10 protein-coding genes and 3 pseudogenes are annotated in these 16976 nt (G+C 43.3%); 9 read left to right on the forward strand and 4 right to left on the reverse strand.

The genetic code is table 11. From position 1 onward, the window contains the following. Positions 1–19: 19 nt before the first annotated feature. Complete coding sequence (locus MC7420_RS22940; protein WP_006103487.1) at positions 20–1528, reverse strand: hypothetical protein; 1509 nt, start codon at positions 1526–1528, stop codon at positions 20–22. 926 nt (positions 1529–2454) lie between these two features. Between MC7420_RS22940 and MC7420_RS36285 the strand changes: the two are divergent. Then, positions 2455–2981, forward strand: a pseudogene (locus MC7420_RS36285) (DUF4351 domain-containing protein). Positions 2982–3036: 55 nt separating this feature from the next. Further along, on the forward strand, positions 3037–3738 hold the full coding sequence (locus MC7420_RS22950; protein ID WP_006103428.1) for a DUF547 domain-containing protein: 702 nt from the start codon (positions 3037–3039) through the stop codon (positions 3736–3738). Here MC7420_RS22950 and MC7420_RS22955 read toward each other — a convergent pair. Further along, on the reverse strand, positions 3720–4454 hold the full coding sequence (locus MC7420_RS22955) for a TIGR04283 family arsenosugar biosynthesis glycosyltransferase (protein ID WP_006103469.1): 735 nt from the start codon (positions 4452–4454) through the stop codon (positions 3720–3722). The two genes, MC7420_RS22950 and MC7420_RS22955, sit on opposite strands and share 19 nt — an antisense overlap. Positions 4455–4595: 141 nt before the next feature. Here MC7420_RS22955 and ubiG point away from each other — a divergent pair, with 141 nt between their 5' ends. Next, on the forward strand, positions 4596–5372 hold the full coding sequence (ubiG, locus tag MC7420_RS22960) for a bifunctional 2-polyprenyl-6-hydroxyphenol methylase/3-demethylubiquinol 3-O-methyltransferase UbiG (protein ID WP_157453293.1): 777 nt from the start codon (positions 4596–4598) through the stop codon (positions 5370–5372). Between the two features lie 191 nt (positions 5373–5563). Here the strand turns inward: ubiG and MC7420_RS22965 are convergent, their stop codons facing one another. Continuing rightward, positions 5564–6538 carry a rhodanese-like domain-containing protein gene (locus MC7420_RS22965; protein WP_198016534.1) on the reverse strand — a complete coding sequence of 325 codons (975 nt, stop codon included), beginning with the start codon at positions 6536–6538 and terminating at the stop codon, positions 5564–5566. A gap of 212 nt (positions 6539–6750) precedes the next feature. Here MC7420_RS22965 and MC7420_RS22970 point away from each other — a divergent pair, with 212 nt between their 5' ends. The 6 genes and pseudogenes from MC7420_RS22970 (at position 6751) to MC7420_RS42825 (ending at position 15620) form a co-directional block, all read left to right on the forward strand. Further along, entirely contained in the window at positions 6751–8769 is a 2019-nt protein-coding gene (locus MC7420_RS22970; protein WP_006103325.1) for an alpha-amylase family glycosyl hydrolase, read from the forward strand. Positions 8770–8855: 86 nt separating this feature from the next. Continuing rightward, positions 8856–9125, forward strand: a complete 270-nt coding sequence (locus MC7420_RS22975; protein WP_044209148.1) for a hypothetical protein — start codon at positions 8856–8858, stop codon at positions 9123–9125. A 118-nt stretch (positions 9126–9243) separates the two neighbouring features. Further along, positions 9244–9873, forward strand: a pseudogene (locus tag MC7420_RS42815) (PAS domain-containing protein); the annotation flags it as partial. A 75-nt stretch (positions 9874–9948) separates the two neighbouring features. After that, positions 9949–10676: pseudogene (locus tag MC7420_RS42820) on the forward strand (PP2C family protein-serine/threonine phosphatase); the annotation flags it as partial. A 2-nt stretch (positions 10677–10678) separates the two neighbouring features. Continuing rightward, positions 10679–11017: a hypothetical protein gene (locus tag MC7420_RS22990; protein WP_006103467.1), complete on the forward strand. Its 339-nt coding sequence runs from the start codon at positions 10679–10681 to the stop codon at positions 11015–11017. Between the two features lie 460 nt (positions 11018–11477). Next, positions 11478–15620, forward strand: coding sequence for a transporter substrate-binding protein (locus MC7420_RS42825; protein WP_006103466.1), 4143 nt, complete (start codon positions 11478–11480; stop codon positions 15618–15620). A gap of 247 nt (positions 15621–15867) precedes the next feature. Here MC7420_RS42825 and chlG read toward each other — a convergent pair whose 3' ends face one another. Further along, positions 15868–16848 carry a chlorophyll synthase ChlG gene (gene chlG, locus MC7420_RS23000; RefSeq protein ID WP_006103362.1) on the reverse strand — a complete coding sequence of 327 codons (981 nt, stop codon included), beginning with the start codon at positions 16846–16848 and terminating at the stop codon, positions 15868–15870. Positions 16849–16976 lie beyond the last annotated feature (128 nt).

Raw genomic sequence — 16976 nt, forward strand, 5'->3', positions numbered from 1 at the left:
TCTTCGCTATCCGTTCCGCTTAATTCAGTGATTGTTCATAATCGGGAATTCGCCGAGTGCTGTAGGTTAGAGGAAGTGCATTTTGATTTTCTATTCTTTCGGTTAACCATTCAGGTTGCTCACTTAGAGAAATTGACATTGTACCATCAGGAGACACTTGATAAACCCATTCAACACCAGGACAAATCTTAGACTCCATATTCGGGACTGACTGGGGCCATTTTCCGGTTTTTGCGGCTATTGCTTTAACCTGCAATATTTTTTGAGTTAATTCTAAGTCAAGCATATAATGGGTTGCTCTGTGATGTCCATTGAACCTGGCTGGTACTATTGTCTGACCGGGAATATTCCACCAGGCTGGAGTTGTATCAATTGTTGCTGATGCAGCTGAATCTGACAAACATATATTCTGTTGCTTAGATTCTGCCAGACGTTTTATTTGTATATTATACGTATCAATTGCAGAAAAGCGGCGATAAGGTTTGAAAATAGGAAATTTGATTAGGAAAGCCAATAATAAATCTTCCGGACTAAACACCTCTTCAGTTGAATATACAAGAGGTAAATATAAAGGTGAACTTCGCATAAAGTTGAATTCAAATAAAAAATCTGTTTCTAGAGAAATTAACACTGATTGATGGTAGTCATGTTCTAGCAAGCGCTGCTGCCACTCTACGGGAAGATATTCAAGCTTTCTGATTACACCTGTACTATATCTACCCATAATTAAGACAACCAATTGACTAATAAGATAATAGTCGTTACGAAGTGACTGATTGAGTCTCCAGGATACCTCTAGCATTTCTTCGGCTTGTTTAAGTTGACCACGGCTATTTTTTTCTAAGACATCCAGTAAAATTACCTTTTGTAAATTAATTAAATTCAAATGACTGGGAAAACCAAACGTATAATCACTCTCCACTATTGGAGTCATATCTCTCTCCCACTGTGGAACTTCATTATTCAATATATGCTGACGAATAGCTTCTAGCTTTTCCTGATTATTCATCAAATATTGCCTTAATTTATCAGGTATTGGATCAACGTTATCATTGGGTTTGCTGATTTGAGCATTTAAATAATCTCCTAGTTCTTCCCTAATTTCTTCAAAAGCTTGTCGGTCACTTTCAGAAATAGTAAAATCTGGATGAGACCTGGTATAGGCGTCGATAGGAAACTCAGGCGTGCCCCCTCCAGATATTCCCAATTTTGCCATCAAAGCTCGCAATTTCAAAGCCGAATCGTTCGGTTCCGTATCCGGAAACCGTTCGACAAATTCGTCGATATCCTGTTCAATTTCCTTTTCCTGTTGAGAAGCGAGGAAATTACCGCCAATCATCCAAATCGCTAATAAGACACTTACACTCGGTACGAACCAGCGAAGTGACTTGAGGAGAAAAATTAAACTAGAAACTGACCACTGTCTTGATTTAGTTGATGACATACAAATAACTCTGAACAGTCCTTGTTCTATACTTTTGGTTCCCGGAATAGGAGTAAATAAAATTTTAACGATTTTTTCTCGCATAGTTTTATTTCTCTGTGCATCTGTAATATTAAGCTGTCATGCATTTAAATTGGGTATTAGTAGCGAGCAAGATGCAAAGCCTACGGCATGGCTTCGCTAAAGCCTGCGGCATGGCTTCGCTAAACGCACTACGGCAAGGATTGCGCCATTATTGATATTAAGGTTTAAATGCCGAACAGCTTAACGCATCTACACCACGTATCGTGGCAAAGGTGCGTTACGCTACGCTTTCCCCACCCTACACATAGAACACTTAGAGGCTTTGCGTAAGTCCTAACTTAATCATACCTATTTTAATTTCTGTTTAATACACTAAATGACTTTTTTGTCAAATTAGTCCCTTTGCGAGTTCTGACAATTGGGTAATGTAATATATTTGTATAATTTAAATTTTTCGACCATAGAGGGGGTAAAATCACGCATTTTCAAGGCGTTTAAGCGATGTAGTTAAAAAAAATGCTACAAGAAATACCCAATACAACATTACTGTAACAACATACTACACACTCAAACCCCCGTCAACTCAGGATTTGCCAGTGACTTTTTCTGCCCGCCCTAAATCCGATTGTCTTGAGAATATTAAAACTAAAACCTAAAAATCAAAAGTTTTCCTTATTCAACCAGGCTTAATCAGCACCACGCTTGGCTGAAAGTCAAGACAGCGCCACCACAAGCTAAGTTATCGGGGATTGGTGGAATTATGCGATCGCGTCTCTCTTGGCTTGATGGTGATGGGGCTATACAGGAGGTCTTTGTGGTAAAATTCAAAAATATTCTATCCCTAGTGCAAGAAAGCAGAAATAACTGAACAGCTAATATCTCCCCCCGCTTCCCCTGCTCCCTCTGCTCCCCCTGCTTCATCGTATCTACGAAGCTGCTCAAGTATTTTTGCCTAGCTGTACTAGCGACTCAAAAGGGAGAAACCGATGAGATTTATCAGCCCTAAAGTCGATTACGCATTTAAAAAAATATTCGGTTCTGAACAGAGTAAAGAGATATTAATCAGCTTTCTCAATGCGATCATTTATGCCGGGGAGTCAGTCATTAAATCTTTAACCATCGTCAATCCCTATAATCCGGGTCAAGTTCTCAGTTTTATTTTCTCAAAGAAGCCGCAATCTTGGAAGATATTCCCGATACGTTAGGACAAGTGTCAGAGATAGAACTTGCTTTAAATTTAGCGAGCCAAGCGAACATGACAATCGAAGAATTTGAAGTTATAGATAGGCGAGGAATGATTTTACAAGATGAAAAAGGGCGGCTGGCTTATGCAGAACAAAAAGGGGTAAACCGATTAATAATGCGTTTACTGAAAAAGCGTTTTGGTGAACTCCCTATTGAAATAACTAGCCAAATTGAAGACTTATCTCTTGAAAATTTAGAACGTTTAGGGGAAGATGTCTTGGACTTCAACAGTATTGACGATTTGTCGAGTTGGTTGAAAGGGCAATAAGACAGTTTGGTCAAAAAGAGGGAAAACCCGTTAGTTTAGCATAACAGGTACGGAAATGATTGACTTTACCCTCTGGGATCAACTTCTACACCAATACGTTGATAAAAATGGTCGTGTCAATTATCAGGATTGGTCACAGCAATCCTGCCAAACATTAATGAATTGGTTAGAGACTGTAGAACAACTCGAGCCCAAATCTCTCTCCAATCCCGATGAACAATTAGCGCTATGGATTAACCTCTATAATGCCTCTGTGATTGCTTCCGTTTTGGCACGATACCCGATGAACTCCATCCTACCCCGGATTTTCGGTATCCCCAACTGGATAGCCTTTCTCTGGTTCTTCACCCATCCTTTGCCACCCAATCGCCGTTACAGCCTTAACCAAATCGAACACAAAATCCTGCGCCGTGAATTCAATGAACCTCGCATTCATTTTGCCTTGGTTTGTGCAGCGATTGGCTGTCCCTTGCTGCGTCCGGGTGCGTATTGGGCAGAATCGGTACACAACCAATTAGAGGAAGACGCCAGCCGCTTTATTAATAATCCTGATAAAGTGCGATACGAGCCATCTAATCAGACCCTTTATTGTAGTCGTATTTTCAAATGGTATGGGGATGATTTTCTCAAAATTGCTGACTCTATCCCCGATTATATCCGCGCTTACTTGAAAACGGATAGTGCGATCGCGCCGAATACTCCCATTATCTACCTGGACTACGACTGGACGCTCAACGATCAGCGAATATCCGCGTAAAATTTCTTTAAATAAGATGCAGGCATCCCCAACCCCCACAATACACCCACATAAACATAAATCGCCGTCGCTTTCAGTGATCCCCAACCTGCCACGCGGCGATCAGAACTCTGAACCACCCGATTCACCAAGCGAATTCGTCCCCGCCTGACCAACTTCAGACACAAATCCGCCTCTTCCATAATCGGTAACGTGGGATCAAACCCGCCACATTCCCAGAAATCGAGGCGGCGAACAAACATCACTTGATCCCCAAACAACAGGCGCAATCCTCGACTAAATAAATGAGGTCGAAACAGTAGAGGCGCATAGTATGTTTTCAGATAATTATGCAACGATATCCCCCAGCGCGTCGTTCGTGAACCCGCCATCAGGGAGATAAATCCACCACAGACAACCGTTGGATCAGTTAAAGTCTGTTGAATGAGTGAAATTAAGTCATCAGGCACTAATGTGTCAGCATGAAGAAAACAGAGAATCTCTCCCTTTGCCTGTTGTGCGCCTTGGTTCATCTGGATCGAACGTCCAGCGTCCTGAGAGAGTATAACCTGTACTCCGGCGGATGACGCGATCGCGACGGTCTCGTCTTCACTTCCACCATCCACCACAATCACCTCTAAAGCAGGAGGCGTCAACACATTGAGATGGCGCAAGGTGCGTTCTAAACAACTTGCCTCATTCAGGGTGGGAATGATAATAGACACAGAAGATGACATGATTGATCGATAGTGTGGGTCTAAGTAGTCAGAATGTTGTAATGCGAGCATCTTGCTCGCTACTCATTCCCAATTTAAATGTGTGACAGCTTACTTAGATATTCCAAAATAGGATCAATATATAGATTTTGCCTTGAAATGATGAAAAATCACCCCCGAAAACGAAATGACTTAGAGTTTTACGACCGGATGGCTGACCGATGGTGGCAACCAAATGAAAAAATATATACCCTCTCTTATCTCAATTCACCTCGCTTTACTTTCTTTGATTATTATGTTAAAGACTGGCAAGGCTTGAACGTTTTAGATGTCGGCTGTGGTGGCGGGTATTCTTGTGAGTTTATGGCGGCAAAGGGGGCAAGTGTCAGTGGAATTGACCGCTCTTATCCATGCATTATCAGCGCTCGAAACCATGCAGCAACTCAGAACTGGGAGATTGACTACAAAGTTGGGCAAGCTGAAGCTTTACCTTGGCAAAATGATACCTTTGATGCTGTCATTTGTGTAGATGTCTTAGAACATGTTGTCGATTGGCAAAAGGCAGTGGCAGAAATTTATCGAGTTTTGCGACCTCAGGGGTACTTTTTCTTTGACACCATTAACCGCACATTCAAGTCAAAACTAATATTTATAGTTTTGTTGGAAGATATTTTACAAGAAATCCCCCGTGGTGTGCATGATTGGCACAAGTTTATTCAACCACAAGAACTGCAAAACTGTTTAATTAAAGTTGGATTTAGTGATATAGATATTAAAGGATTTGACTTGTTTGGGATTTATTCATATCAAAATATTCGTGCCTATATTCACTATAAAAAGACTAGACGATTTCAAGCTAAAATCAGTGATAACACATCCCTGATGTATATTGGCAAAGCAATGAAAGGGAAAGAGAAAAACGCAGAAGGAAATCCGTAAAATTACTGAGGGCTTGCTGAATAAATTTTTGAGTAAGGGGAACTTCAGCTTAACCGGGAATAGAGAAGAGGAAAAGTTGCTGTAGTGCGAGCGTCTCGCTCGCTACTGCGTCTGCGTCTCGCTCGCTACTGCGTCTGCGTCTCGCTCGCTACTGCGTCTGCGTCTCGCTCGCTACCGTGTCTTTTTGCGTTTTACTTATTTAGAGGATGAGTCTTAGCCGGATGAGATGACCATTCCCACATCGAACCAGGATAGTTTTTGACACAGGTATACCCTAACTCAGTTAGCACCGCGACAATAAAAGCAGAGCGCACACCCCCTGTACAATAGGTAGCAATCGGAGTCTCGTGATCGCATCCCCGTTGATATAACTGAGTCATAATTTCCTCTGGGGGAAGTAAGTACCCTTTTTTATCCATTAAATCCCGGAAGTGGAAATGCACAGCACCAGGAATATGTCCACCCCGCTTTTCACAGTAGGGCGTAGCGCCAGCAAATTCTTCTGGTGAACGGCTATCAATGACTAAATAGGCTTGAGTTGTCAAATTGTCTTGCAGTTGATGTCGCTGAATCGTCCATAAGGGTGTAGGTTTGACCACAAAGTCTCCGGGTGCTGGACGAGTCACTCCCCAAACCGTGGGAACTCCCACAGAAACCAGCGCCGCCTGTCCGCCATTGACGAAAGCCGCTTGGGGGTGTCCCAGAGTCCGCAACATCCACACCACTCGCCCCTCTTCGCCAAAGTTATTCGGGGGATTGCCAATCACGATAACAGGTTTACGGTTACAGATACCTAAACGCCGCAGTTTTTCTTCGAGTATCTTTGAGTCTTTGAGCAGTTTTCCGTTCGGGGGTAACAGTTGCTCTAAGAATTGCCACCATCCCAACCAAACTGCACTAGGAACATGACTGAAAAACCAGGATATCGGCTGGCGGACATCTAGCACAGTTGCGGCGTTTTGTTCGATGAGTCCCTTGGCTTCGGCTGCATTGACGACCCAGCGATGTTGCAGTTGGCTCATGATTGGGTTGGTTTTGGAAAGATGGGGTAGGTTTTGTTGTTCATTTATTAGTGGGGAGGGCGGGTTTTGTTGTTCCGTTATCGGTGAATAGTTGAATTTAGTCCCTAAACCCGCCCCTACAATTGTCCCTAAACCTAATGGCACTGACTTAAGCCTTTTGGAATCGCTGAAACCCTTGATATACCGTAGGGTGGGCATTGCCCACCAGCATACCAGTCACTACCATTCCACCTAAACCCGCCCCTACAGTGGCTAAAGGGAAACCCGACAATTGACTTTTTAAATCTCCAGAATAGAATGGTGGTCGGTTGTACGGATCAACCTAAAGTAAGATTCCCATTCAGGAGACCCATACTATGCTCGTCGATCTATTGAGCCGCAAGCAAACCCACTTCGTCTTGTGGCGTCCGGGTATATCCCAACCACCACCCAGCGTTTACATTGCGAAACCTTCAGCTAAGGCTTCAGATCGATTCGAGAAAGTTGGGGAATACCCCCTCAGCCAATCTCCAGAGTTCCTAGAGTTGTGGGAAATCTCGGCTCAAGCCTGTGGTTTGACAGAAGGGCAAGTTTATCTGTACTGGTTTAAAATCCACAACACTGAACCCTATAACCCCAACACTATTAATAAAGTTCTCTATTGCACCGATCCAACCGCCACAACTGTAGACCGCCGGATCATCGCCCCCATACCTGATGAGGAAGGCGGTATTGCCAGTCATGATCCGGCTAGTGTTATTTTGTATCAGAATGGCTCATTAATACCCTGTGATCCGGGGGGACAAACGGTGAACTGGGAAGGAGAACCCCCATTAGACACCCTACCCGCGAACAATCAACTGGTTATCTATGAACTACCAACCCGTTGGACTCAAGGGAAAACAGAGGACAATCGAGAGGTCGGAATCGGTACGTTTCAGGATGTGCTGTCTTTGTTGCAACCCCAAGCCACGTCTCCTAATTTTTGCCATGTTGAGGCGTTAACAAATGGGAAAGCGCATCTGATGGAATTAGGAGTCAATGCCTTAGAATTATTGCCCCCAGCCGATAGTGATGACAAGCTGGAATGGGGCTATGGTACGGCTAACTTTTTTGCGGCTGATTTTGATTTAGGACATCCAGAAGGTCAAGATGCACCAACCGCATCCACGGATTTAGCCAATTTAATTAAAGTGTGCCATCAATTGGGAATGCGTTTCTTTGTTGATATGGTGATGGCGTTTTCCCGCAATAATCCGTATCAAAACATCAATTTTCTGGATTTTTACGTCCAATGGCGACCACCGGGCGATCCCCAACGTGATCCTGAACAAGCGGGTCGCGACGGCTTTGGGGGTGACTTATTTAAATACAACTATTGGATTGAAGGGTATCATCCAATTCTGGGCAAAAAATCCTGGTTTGTGCCAGCCCGTGAATATATGAAAGCGTATATGGCTCATTGGCTGAACTACTATCGGGTGGATGGTTTACGACTGGATAGCGTTAATAATGTCGGGAATTATGACTTTTTAGAAAAGTTCCGAGAGTTAGCCCGCACCCTTTGGGAAAAACGGGGCGGTTCCAGTAAGCATTTTTTAGTTGTGGGTGAAGAATTAAGTGTTCCCTTAGCCTTGGTTCATCAAAATCGCTTAGATGGACTGTGGAATGAAAAATTTAAGCAAATTATTCGACAAGTAATTTTAGGCAAGAATGCGTTTAATGACTCTAGCTTTGAATGGAGTGTCCGCAAACTGATTGATTGTCGTTTTCTCGGATTTACCGATAGCGCTCAAGCGGTGAACTATCTCACATCCCATGATGTAGGTGGCTTAGGGAATGAGCGCTTCTATAACTACCTGATCAATAATGGAGTTTATGATACTGAACCCCGGATTAAGCTAGCATTTGTCTGTCTTTTAACCGCTGTTGGGATTCCGATGATTTTGGCAGGGGATGAATTTGGGGATCAGCAAGATCTCGATATTACGGATGAACATGCGGATCATAAACAGGTTGACCCGGTTAACTATAGTCGAGTCCAAGAAGATTGGCGACAACGCATCTTTCAGTATGTGGCGCGGTTAGTTCGCTTCCGCACCTCATCTCAGGCGTTAGCGGTGAATGATAATGAGTTTATTCATGCTGATTTCCATGAAGGTAAACGGGTCTTAGTCTGGCGGCGCGGCAAAAAAGCAGATGAATGTGTGATTGTTGTGGCTAATTTTTCCGACTATGGAACGCCTGTCGGGTCTGAATATAAAGTCCCGAATTGGTCGCCCACTCCAGACGGTAAGCAGTGGAAAGAAATTACCCAAGACCGCATCGTTCCTCCTGAATGGGTGGGCAGAGAACCGATTTTCCCATGGGAAGCAAAAGTTTATGCTCTGATTTAATTTTTTTTAAGGGTAACATCAGCTACAACATTATCCCTGATTTAACCTTGTAGAGACGTTCCGGTGGAACGTCTCTTTCCTTTGCGGTGGTTGATCCTATTTTTCTAGAATATGAACCGGGTGAACGTTTGCAAATGGAAGCCCTGAATGGATATGAAGCTTTAGGTTATCTAGAATACAAAGGCGAAGCCAAAGAACCCCAATGTTTTACGTTAACAGGTGTCGCGGCGGGAATTATGGCATTGCTGCATGGCGAAGGTACGGTTGAGGAACGGGTAGGAACGTATGGTTCGGAAGAAAGCCACTGTATTTGTTGTCAAGAAACATCGTGTAAATTTCAGGTTGAATTACTTTGAATTATTGTTGTAATGACTACATTTATTAACCTGAAAAACCACTATTTAGTAAATAACGTTTTAAACAGGAGCTAATATCATGAAAGATTGTCCTTTATATGCCGTTTATACAGGAGGGATGCTCATCTTAGATGACTCCCTAACCATATTCAATGTTACTCCAGAATTTTGTGAACATTTTACCTGTACTCCGGAGTCGATTGTGGGAAAGCCCTTAGACAGTTTATTCAGTCGCAAAGATAAACGAGGCAGGTTTTTATTCCACAAAAAATTAAGTCAATATAAAAAAGGATTACTGGACTTAACTATCGTCATATTTATCAATAAAAATGAATTTATTTCCCGTCTGCGACTGGTTAAACGAGACAAAGAATGGTTGGCAATCTTTGAAAATATACTGGCTGAAGAGGATGATCTGTTTCGAGAGTTTTATTTAGGACGAGAACGATGGACAAGTATCGTGCGAAATTCATCAGAGGGTATTGCTATCCTAGATAGTGAGGGACGGTTAGTCGAATTTAATAGTCGCTTCTTGGAAATCATGCAATTCCGCTCTGTTCATGGGGTTTTACTGAATGAATCTGCTCTTTTGAATAAATATTTATTTGATTTATCGGACAATGAACAGTTTAATTCAGCCCAACACCATTTTGAAAAAGCCAAAACGAGCAAACGCAAATCCTACCAAGAGATTCAGCATTTATCGTATTATCTCCGTTTAGAAATAACACCGATTTATTTGCCCGTTAAAGGATTTTCTGGATGTAGTTTTGTTATCAAGGACATCACCCATCAAAAACAGCTTGAATTCATGGCGCAACAGTTACAACAGAAAAATCAGGAATTGGAACGCCAGAAACAAGAGTTGCAAGCCGCCCATCAAGAAATTGTTACGCTGAATCAAAAACTTCATCAAGAAAACCTGCGGCTGAGTGCTGAACTCGACGTGACTAAGAAACTGCAACAGATGATTTTACCCAAACAGGAGGAACTGGATTTAATTGAAGGGCTAGATATTGCGGGATTTATGCAACCTGCTGATGAAGTTGGTGGTGACTATTATGATGTCATTCAACAAAATGGCAATGTCAAAATTAGTATTGGGGATGTTACCGGACATGGGTTAGAAAGTGGAGTGTTGATGCTAATGACTCAAACGGCGGTGCGAACCTTACAAGAAAGTGAGGAAACTAATCCGGTAAAATTTCTGGATATCCTCAATCGCACTATTTACAGTAACATACAGCGGATTAATCCCTATAGAAATGTAACGTTGGCAATTTTAGATTATGCCAATGGTAACTTGGGCGTCAGTGGTCAATACACTTAAATTCCGGAGATGTGATAGTCTTATACACGGATGGTGTCACCGAGGCTTATAACTCCCATCGAAAACAATATGGACTAGAGCGGTTATGTGAAATTGTTAGTCGTAATTGCCATAAATCGGCGCAGGAGATTAGACAAGTGGTGATTGACGATGTACGGCGACATATTGGTGAACAGAAAGTGGCTGATGATATTACGTTAGTGGTACTCAAGCAGAGATAAATATGAATCAGAATCAGATATTGGGAAACTTCAGAGACGATATACTTGCCGATTACAAGCTGTTTACGCTGGAATTGTATGTTCACGCGATTTCCCGCGTCCGCCGCAAGCAAACTCGCTACTTGTCTGTGGCGTTCATGACAGACTATATTGCCAATTTGTTTCCTACTCAGGAGGATGATATCCACACGTTTGAACGACAACTGAAAATCAAGAGTGCCGCAACTTATATCACCAATGAGTTATTAGAAAATTGCGTCAAATTTCATGATAATCGGTTAAAACATCCAATAAAAATAAGTAGCGAGCAAGATGCAAAGCCTGCGGCATGGCTTCGCTAAACGCACTACAAGGATTGCGCCATTATTGATATTAAGGTTTAAATGCCGAACAGCTTAACTGTTTAGATGGGCATGATCTTACTGATGCTTTATTGAATTTAATAGCAACTCAATAAACCTGAATATACTGAAATGTCCTGAAAATATTTAAACTAATTAACCTCAGTTTTACTGAACTCATTATCTTGAACTAAAGTATAATAGTATTCTAGGAATACTTGACCGACGCTAGGTAGTGATTGATAGTCCTAAATTAGGGAGTACCATAATTAAAGTTTATCAGTTTGACTAAGAGATTTGGCTGCTGGTTTAATAAAAATAGGACTTGGATTTTTCCCTGTATTTTTCTGTGATTAAAATTTAATTTTGCAAAAACTCCTGGTTGCCACTCAATTGCCTTGAAAAGGACTAGCTATAGATTCCTCATACACTCTGTATAAAATAACCGTAGGCTTTAATCATGTTGCCTTTAAACCAACCATCCTCTGCATCTGGAGTGCGAGTTGGTATCTTGCATTCCCAAACTGGCACAATGGCTCTGAGTGAGAGACCATTAATTGATGCAGCACTGATGGCGATCGCACAAATCAATCAAGCTGGAGGCGTGTTGGGTGAACCGATTGAGCCGCTTGTGGTTGACGGTGCGTCTGATCCGGCAGAATTTGCCCGCCAAGCCCAACAACTGATTCAATTTGAGGGCGTAACTACCGTTTTTGGCTGTTGGACATCGGCTACCCGTAAAGCGGTTAAACCCATAGTTGAGACGTTGAATGCTCTCCTCTGGTATCCTTTGCAGTACGAAGGATTAGAACAGTCTCCTAACATCTTTTATACGGGCGCTTGTCCCAATCAACAAGTGGAACCCGCCGTCAGTTGGTTACTATCTCACAAAGGAAAGCGCTTCTATCTGCTGGGTTCCGATTATGTTTTTCCCCGTACTTTAAATAAGATTATCACCTGCCAACTCAAGCAACAGGGTGGGGAAGTTGTTGGGGAAGACTATGTGGATTTGGCGGAGACGGATTTTAGTGACGCGATCGCCCGCATCCAGCAAACCCAGCCGGATGTTGTTTTCAATACCCTTAATGGACAAGGCAATCAATTTTTCTATCGTCAATACCGAGATGCTGGGATAACTGCTGAGGATATTCCGATTCTGGCGGTGAGTGTGGCGGAAGTAGAACTGCAAACGATGGAGGATGCGGCGGTTGGACATTATGCCAGTTGGAGTTATTTCCAGAGTTTAAATACGCCGGAAAATCAGCGGTTTGTGCAGGAATTTCAGGCGCGATATGGCACAAATAGAGTTACGTCTGATCCAATTGAAGCGGCTTATAGTCAAGTTTTCCTGTGGAAATTAGCCGTCGAATCTGCCCAATCCTTTACCGTAGATCGGGTGCGGTTAGCAGCATACAATCAAAGTTTTGCCGCACCGGGGGGATTGATTCAAATTCAACCCAATCATCATGTTGGTAAACATTCCTATATTGGACAAGTTTTACCCGGTGGACAATTTCAGGTGATCCACAGGAGTCAAACACCGATTAAACCGCTTCCTTGGTTAGGAGTTGAAGAACTTAACTTTAATCAATCAGACTTGGTGATTGAAATGTTATCTCAAGTCAGCCAAGGGATTCAAGAAACCTGGCTGTCGGAGCAAAAATCTCGCCAACTTGAAGCCTTGACGCAAAAGTTACAGCAAGCCGAACAAGCCTTACGGGAAAGTGCGATCGCGCTGCGGAATCATAACCGGGTATTAACCCAATTAGCCAAAAGTCCCGCTATCCATCAAGGCGATTTAAATGCCGCTTTCGCTGAAATTACTCAAGCTGGTGTACAAAGTCTGGGCGTTGAACGCACGGGGATTTGGTTATTCGATAAAACCGGAACCAAACTCCAATGTCTTGACCTATTTGACAAGAATCACAACCAACACAGCCAATGGATTGAACTCGCTGTGGCGGACTATCCGACCTATTTTAATGCCTTACAACACGACCAACTGATTGCCGCCGATTATGCCCAAACTGACCCCAAAACCCAAGAATTATCGGCGTCTTATTTGATTCCCTGTAACATCATCTCGGTTCTGGATGTGCCGATTCAAATCCGAGGAGAAATCGCCGGAATCGTCTGTTTAGGGAAAGTGGGAACCATTCGCCATTGGACAGCAGAAGATCAGAATTTTGCCCGATCGCTGGCTGATTTAGTTTCCTTGGCAATGGAAGCGCGAGAACGTAAACAAACCGAGTTTGATTTAGCGGAAAGCCAACGCAGTCTGGCAACGTTAATGAGTAATATACCCGGTATTGCTTACCGTTGTCTGAATGACTCAGACTGGACGATGCTTTTTATCAGTGAAGGCTGCTATGATCTCACAGGTTATCCGGTTGAAGCCTTCACGAAGCAAAAAATACTCACCTACAATCAACTAATTCATCCTGATGACCAAAACGCTGTATTTGATCAGATACAAGCGGCTATAAATAATCACCGTTCTTACCAAATCACTTATCGAATTATCACCGCAACTGGGCAATTAAAGTGGGTTTGGGAACAAGGTCAGGGGATTTTTTACCCCGATGGTAGGGTGTTTTATCTAGAAGGTTTAATTACGGATATTACCGCACAAAAACAAACTGAAGCGGCGTTACGTAAAAGTGAAGACCGTTGGCAATTAGTGCTAAATAGTACTCAGGATGGCATCTTTGAGTGGAATATCGCCACTGGAAAAGTATTTTCTTCCCCTCACTTGGGAGGGATGCTAGGTTACACCGATCCAACCTTACTGGAAAGCTTTGATCGTTGGCGTAATCTCGTTCATCCAGAAGATATTGATCAAGTTTTAGCCACATTGCAAGACCATTTAACCCAAAAAACTCCCCCCTACAAGTTTGAGTACAGGATGCGCTGCCAAGATGGTAGTTATAAATGGATTTTGGCACGGGGACAAGTGCAATGGAATGAAAACGGACAGCCTGTGCGGGTTGTCGGTTCTCAGCAGGATATCAGCGATCGCAAACAAGCGGAAGAAGAGGTAAAACTCTTATTAAACCTCTCTCAGGCAATTAATGCAGCGCCCGATTTTGATACAGCTTTAGAGGTAGCATTACAGCAGTTATGTGAAATCACGGGTTGGATTTATGGCGAAGCTTGGATTCCCTCCACCGATGAGTCAATTTTAATATCTAGCCGCCGTTGGCATTGTCAACGCCAAGGAATTGAGCCGAATTTGTCTGTAGCCATTGAAGGTTTCCGAGAGTATAGTAAATTACTCACGTTTTATCCAGGAGAAGAGATTCCGGGACAGGTTTGGTTAACTCAACACTCTCAATGGATCAGCGATTTAAGTCAGATCGATGATGTTCTGATGCGATTGGAATCAGCCACAGCCTGTGGTTTTAAAGTGGGCTTTGGCGTACCAATTATTGCCAATGCTAAGCCAGAGAAACCGACACGCCAAGGCAACAGTTGTTTATTGAGTTCTCCCTCTTCTGTATTAGCAATTCTGGTGTTTTTTACCCATGCAAATGGTTCGGAGGACAAACGGTTAAGTGATTTGGTGAATGGGGTGGCGGCTCAATTGGGAACGGTGCTGCAACAGAAGAAAGTGCAAGCCGAAATGAAAGCTCTCTTTGCGGCAATGACCGATATGGTTACAGTGAGAGATGTTTCGGGACGCTGTCTAAATATGATTCCTACCAAGACGTCAAATGTTTACAAATTACCGGAGGCGATGATCGGCAGAAAACTCGATGAGGATTTGCCACGTTCCCAAGCGGATCTGATTCTCCAGGCGATTCTCCAGGCAATATCAACCCAGGAAACCGTCTCGATTGAATATTCCCTGCCGATTAATGGCAAGGAGATTTGGTTGGCGGAAATGATTTCTCCCTTGTCTACAGAAACGGCTATTTTAGTGGCACGAGATATTAGCGATCGCAAGCAAGCAGAAGCAGAGCTTTATTTAGAGAAACAAAAGTCAGAACAGTTATTATTGAATATTTTACCTCAGCCAATTGTTGAGCAGCTTAGAAATAATCCTGATGTTATTGCTGAACAGTTTAACGATGTGACCATTTTGTTTGCGGATTTAGTGGGATTTACTCCCCTAGCGGCACGGTTAAAACCGATTGAGTTAGTTAAGTTACTCAATCAGATTTTTTCCCGGTTTGATCAGTTGGTCGATCAATTAGGATTAGAGAAGATAAAAACCATTGGTGATGCCTACATGGTAGCGGCTGGTTTACCGATTCCCCGATCCGATCATGCTGAGGCGATCGCGCAAATGGCACTGGCAATGCAAGCGGCGATGAAACGCTTTCAAGTTGAACTGGGTGAGGATATTAAAATCCGCATTGGGATTAATACAGGCGTTGTAGTGGCTGGGGTGATTGGAACGAAGAAGTTTATCTATGATTTGTGGGGAGATGCGGTGAATATTGCCTCACGCATGGAATCCTCTGGTGAAGCGGGACGGATTCAAGTTACTGAAGCAACATATCAGCAACTTAAGGATAACTATCAGTTGGAAAAACGAGGAGTGATTAATATTAGGGGGAGAGGCGAAATGGTTACCTATTGGCTTCTGGGTAACCAATAATTGTCTAGCTAAACTCTAAAATTATGGCACATACAGTATTAGTAGCGAGCAAGATGCAAAGCCTGCGGCATGGCTTCGCTAAACGCACTACAAGGATTGCGCCCTTATTGACATTACGGTTTAAATGCCGAACAGCTTAACCCGGATTTGGTATAACACGGTGTAGTACAGGAACGATGAAACAGTGCTTTTCGACTCTTGGAAATGGTGTATTATATCGAGTCTGAAAACGCTGTAAATGAATAATCTAAATCCCCGCATGACCTAACGCTAAACCTGCAACCAGCATCCCCAGAACCAAAAATGGTTGAGCGCTGGCTTGATATTTCACATCATTTTCCAGGGGCGATCGCAGAAAGTACATATCCTGAAATGTAATCTGAGGCACAATTAACAGCAACAGTATCGCCGCATAGAGATTTTGATGAATGCTAACTAAATACCCCGCAATCCCCGCTTGAAAGATATCAATCATCAGCACACAGATCCAAGCCGCTGTCCCCACGCCAAACATCACCGGAATAGACTTCAGCCCCAATTGGCGATCGCCTTCCACACTCTTGAAGTCATTCACCACAGCAATGCCTAAACCTGCCAGACTATAAATCAGGGTAAGAATCACAATCGTCCAATTCAGATCCCCAAATAAAGCATGACCCGCCCACCAGGGAAGGGCAATATAACTCGCACCCAGGGCGTAGTTTCCTAGCCAACCATTCTTTTTCAGTTTTAAGGGCGGCGCTGAGTAAATATAGGCGAGGAACGCCCCAAAAAGGGTTAAACAGGTTAATGTGGGAAACTCATGACCCACCCATTGATCCAACCCATACGCCACACCGATACCCGCCAGCAATAGCAAGACAATCTGAGTCACCACTTGAGGAACCGAAATTGCCCCAGAGGGAATCGGGCGGTAGGGTTCATTAATCGCATCTAATTCGCGATCATAAAAATCATTCAGGGTTTGGGTATACCCCGCCATCAACGGACCCGACAGTAACATACACGTCACCGCTCTCAGGATATCTTCCGGCGTCCAGGTATATCCACCGCCCGACGCCGCGCCACAGACAACCCCCCAGATTAGAGGAATCCAGGTAATCGGTTTCATTAACTGGAGACGAATTTTCCAGATCGATTTTTCACCCGGGGCGGCACCTTTCATGCCTAGAAGTTGGCGCGTTTTACCCGTTTTATCGCTTTGTTCGGTTGAGGGAGAGTTAGACATTTTAGTATTAAGTGTTGAGTGTGTAGGGGCGGGTTTAGGGATTTCCTTATTGGTATTGATGGTAACGTTTGTACAAAACCCGCCCTAACCGATACGTAGAGGCAGGTTTCACTATTATCCTTTGAAAT

The organism is Coleofasciculus chthonoplastes PCC 7420, from assembly GCF_000155555.1.
Lineage (GTDB): Bacteria > Cyanobacteriota > Cyanobacteriia > Cyanobacteriales > Coleofasciculaceae > Coleofasciculus > Coleofasciculus chthonoplastes_A.

What these genes read in the sequence shown, in the direction of transcription:
- MC7420_RS22955 (WP_006103469.1), bottom strand. Translation starts at nt 4,454, where the DNA reads ATGTCATCTTCTGTGTCTATTATCATTCCCACCCTGAATGAGGCAAGT.
- MC7420_RS22970 (WP_006103325.1), top strand. Translation starts at nt 6,751, where the DNA reads ATGCTCGTCGATCTATTGAGCCGCAAGCAAACCCACTTCGTCTTGTGG.
- MC7420_RS22990 (WP_006103467.1), top strand. Translation starts at nt 10,679, where the DNA reads ATGAATCAGAATCAGATATTGGGAAACTTCAGAGACGATATACTTGCC.
- MC7420_RS42825 (WP_006103466.1), top strand. Translation starts at nt 11,478, where the DNA reads ATGTTGCCTTTAAACCAACCATCCTCTGCATCTGGAGTGCGAGTTGGT.
- MC7420_RS22950 (WP_006103428.1), top strand. Translation starts at nt 3,037, where the DNA reads ATGATTGACTTTACCCTCTGGGATCAACTTCTACACCAATACGTTGAT.
- ubiG (WP_157453293.1), top strand. Translation starts at nt 4,596, where the DNA reads ATGAAAAATCACCCCCGAAAACGAAATGACTTAGAGTTTTACGACCGG.
- MC7420_RS22940 (WP_006103487.1), bottom strand. Translation starts at nt 1,528, where the DNA reads ATGCGAGAAAAAATCGTTAAAATTTTATTTACTCCTATTCCGGGAACC.
- chlG (WP_006103362.1), bottom strand. Translation starts at nt 16,848, where the DNA reads ATGTCTAACTCTCCCTCAACCGAACAAAGCGATAAAACGGGTAAAACG.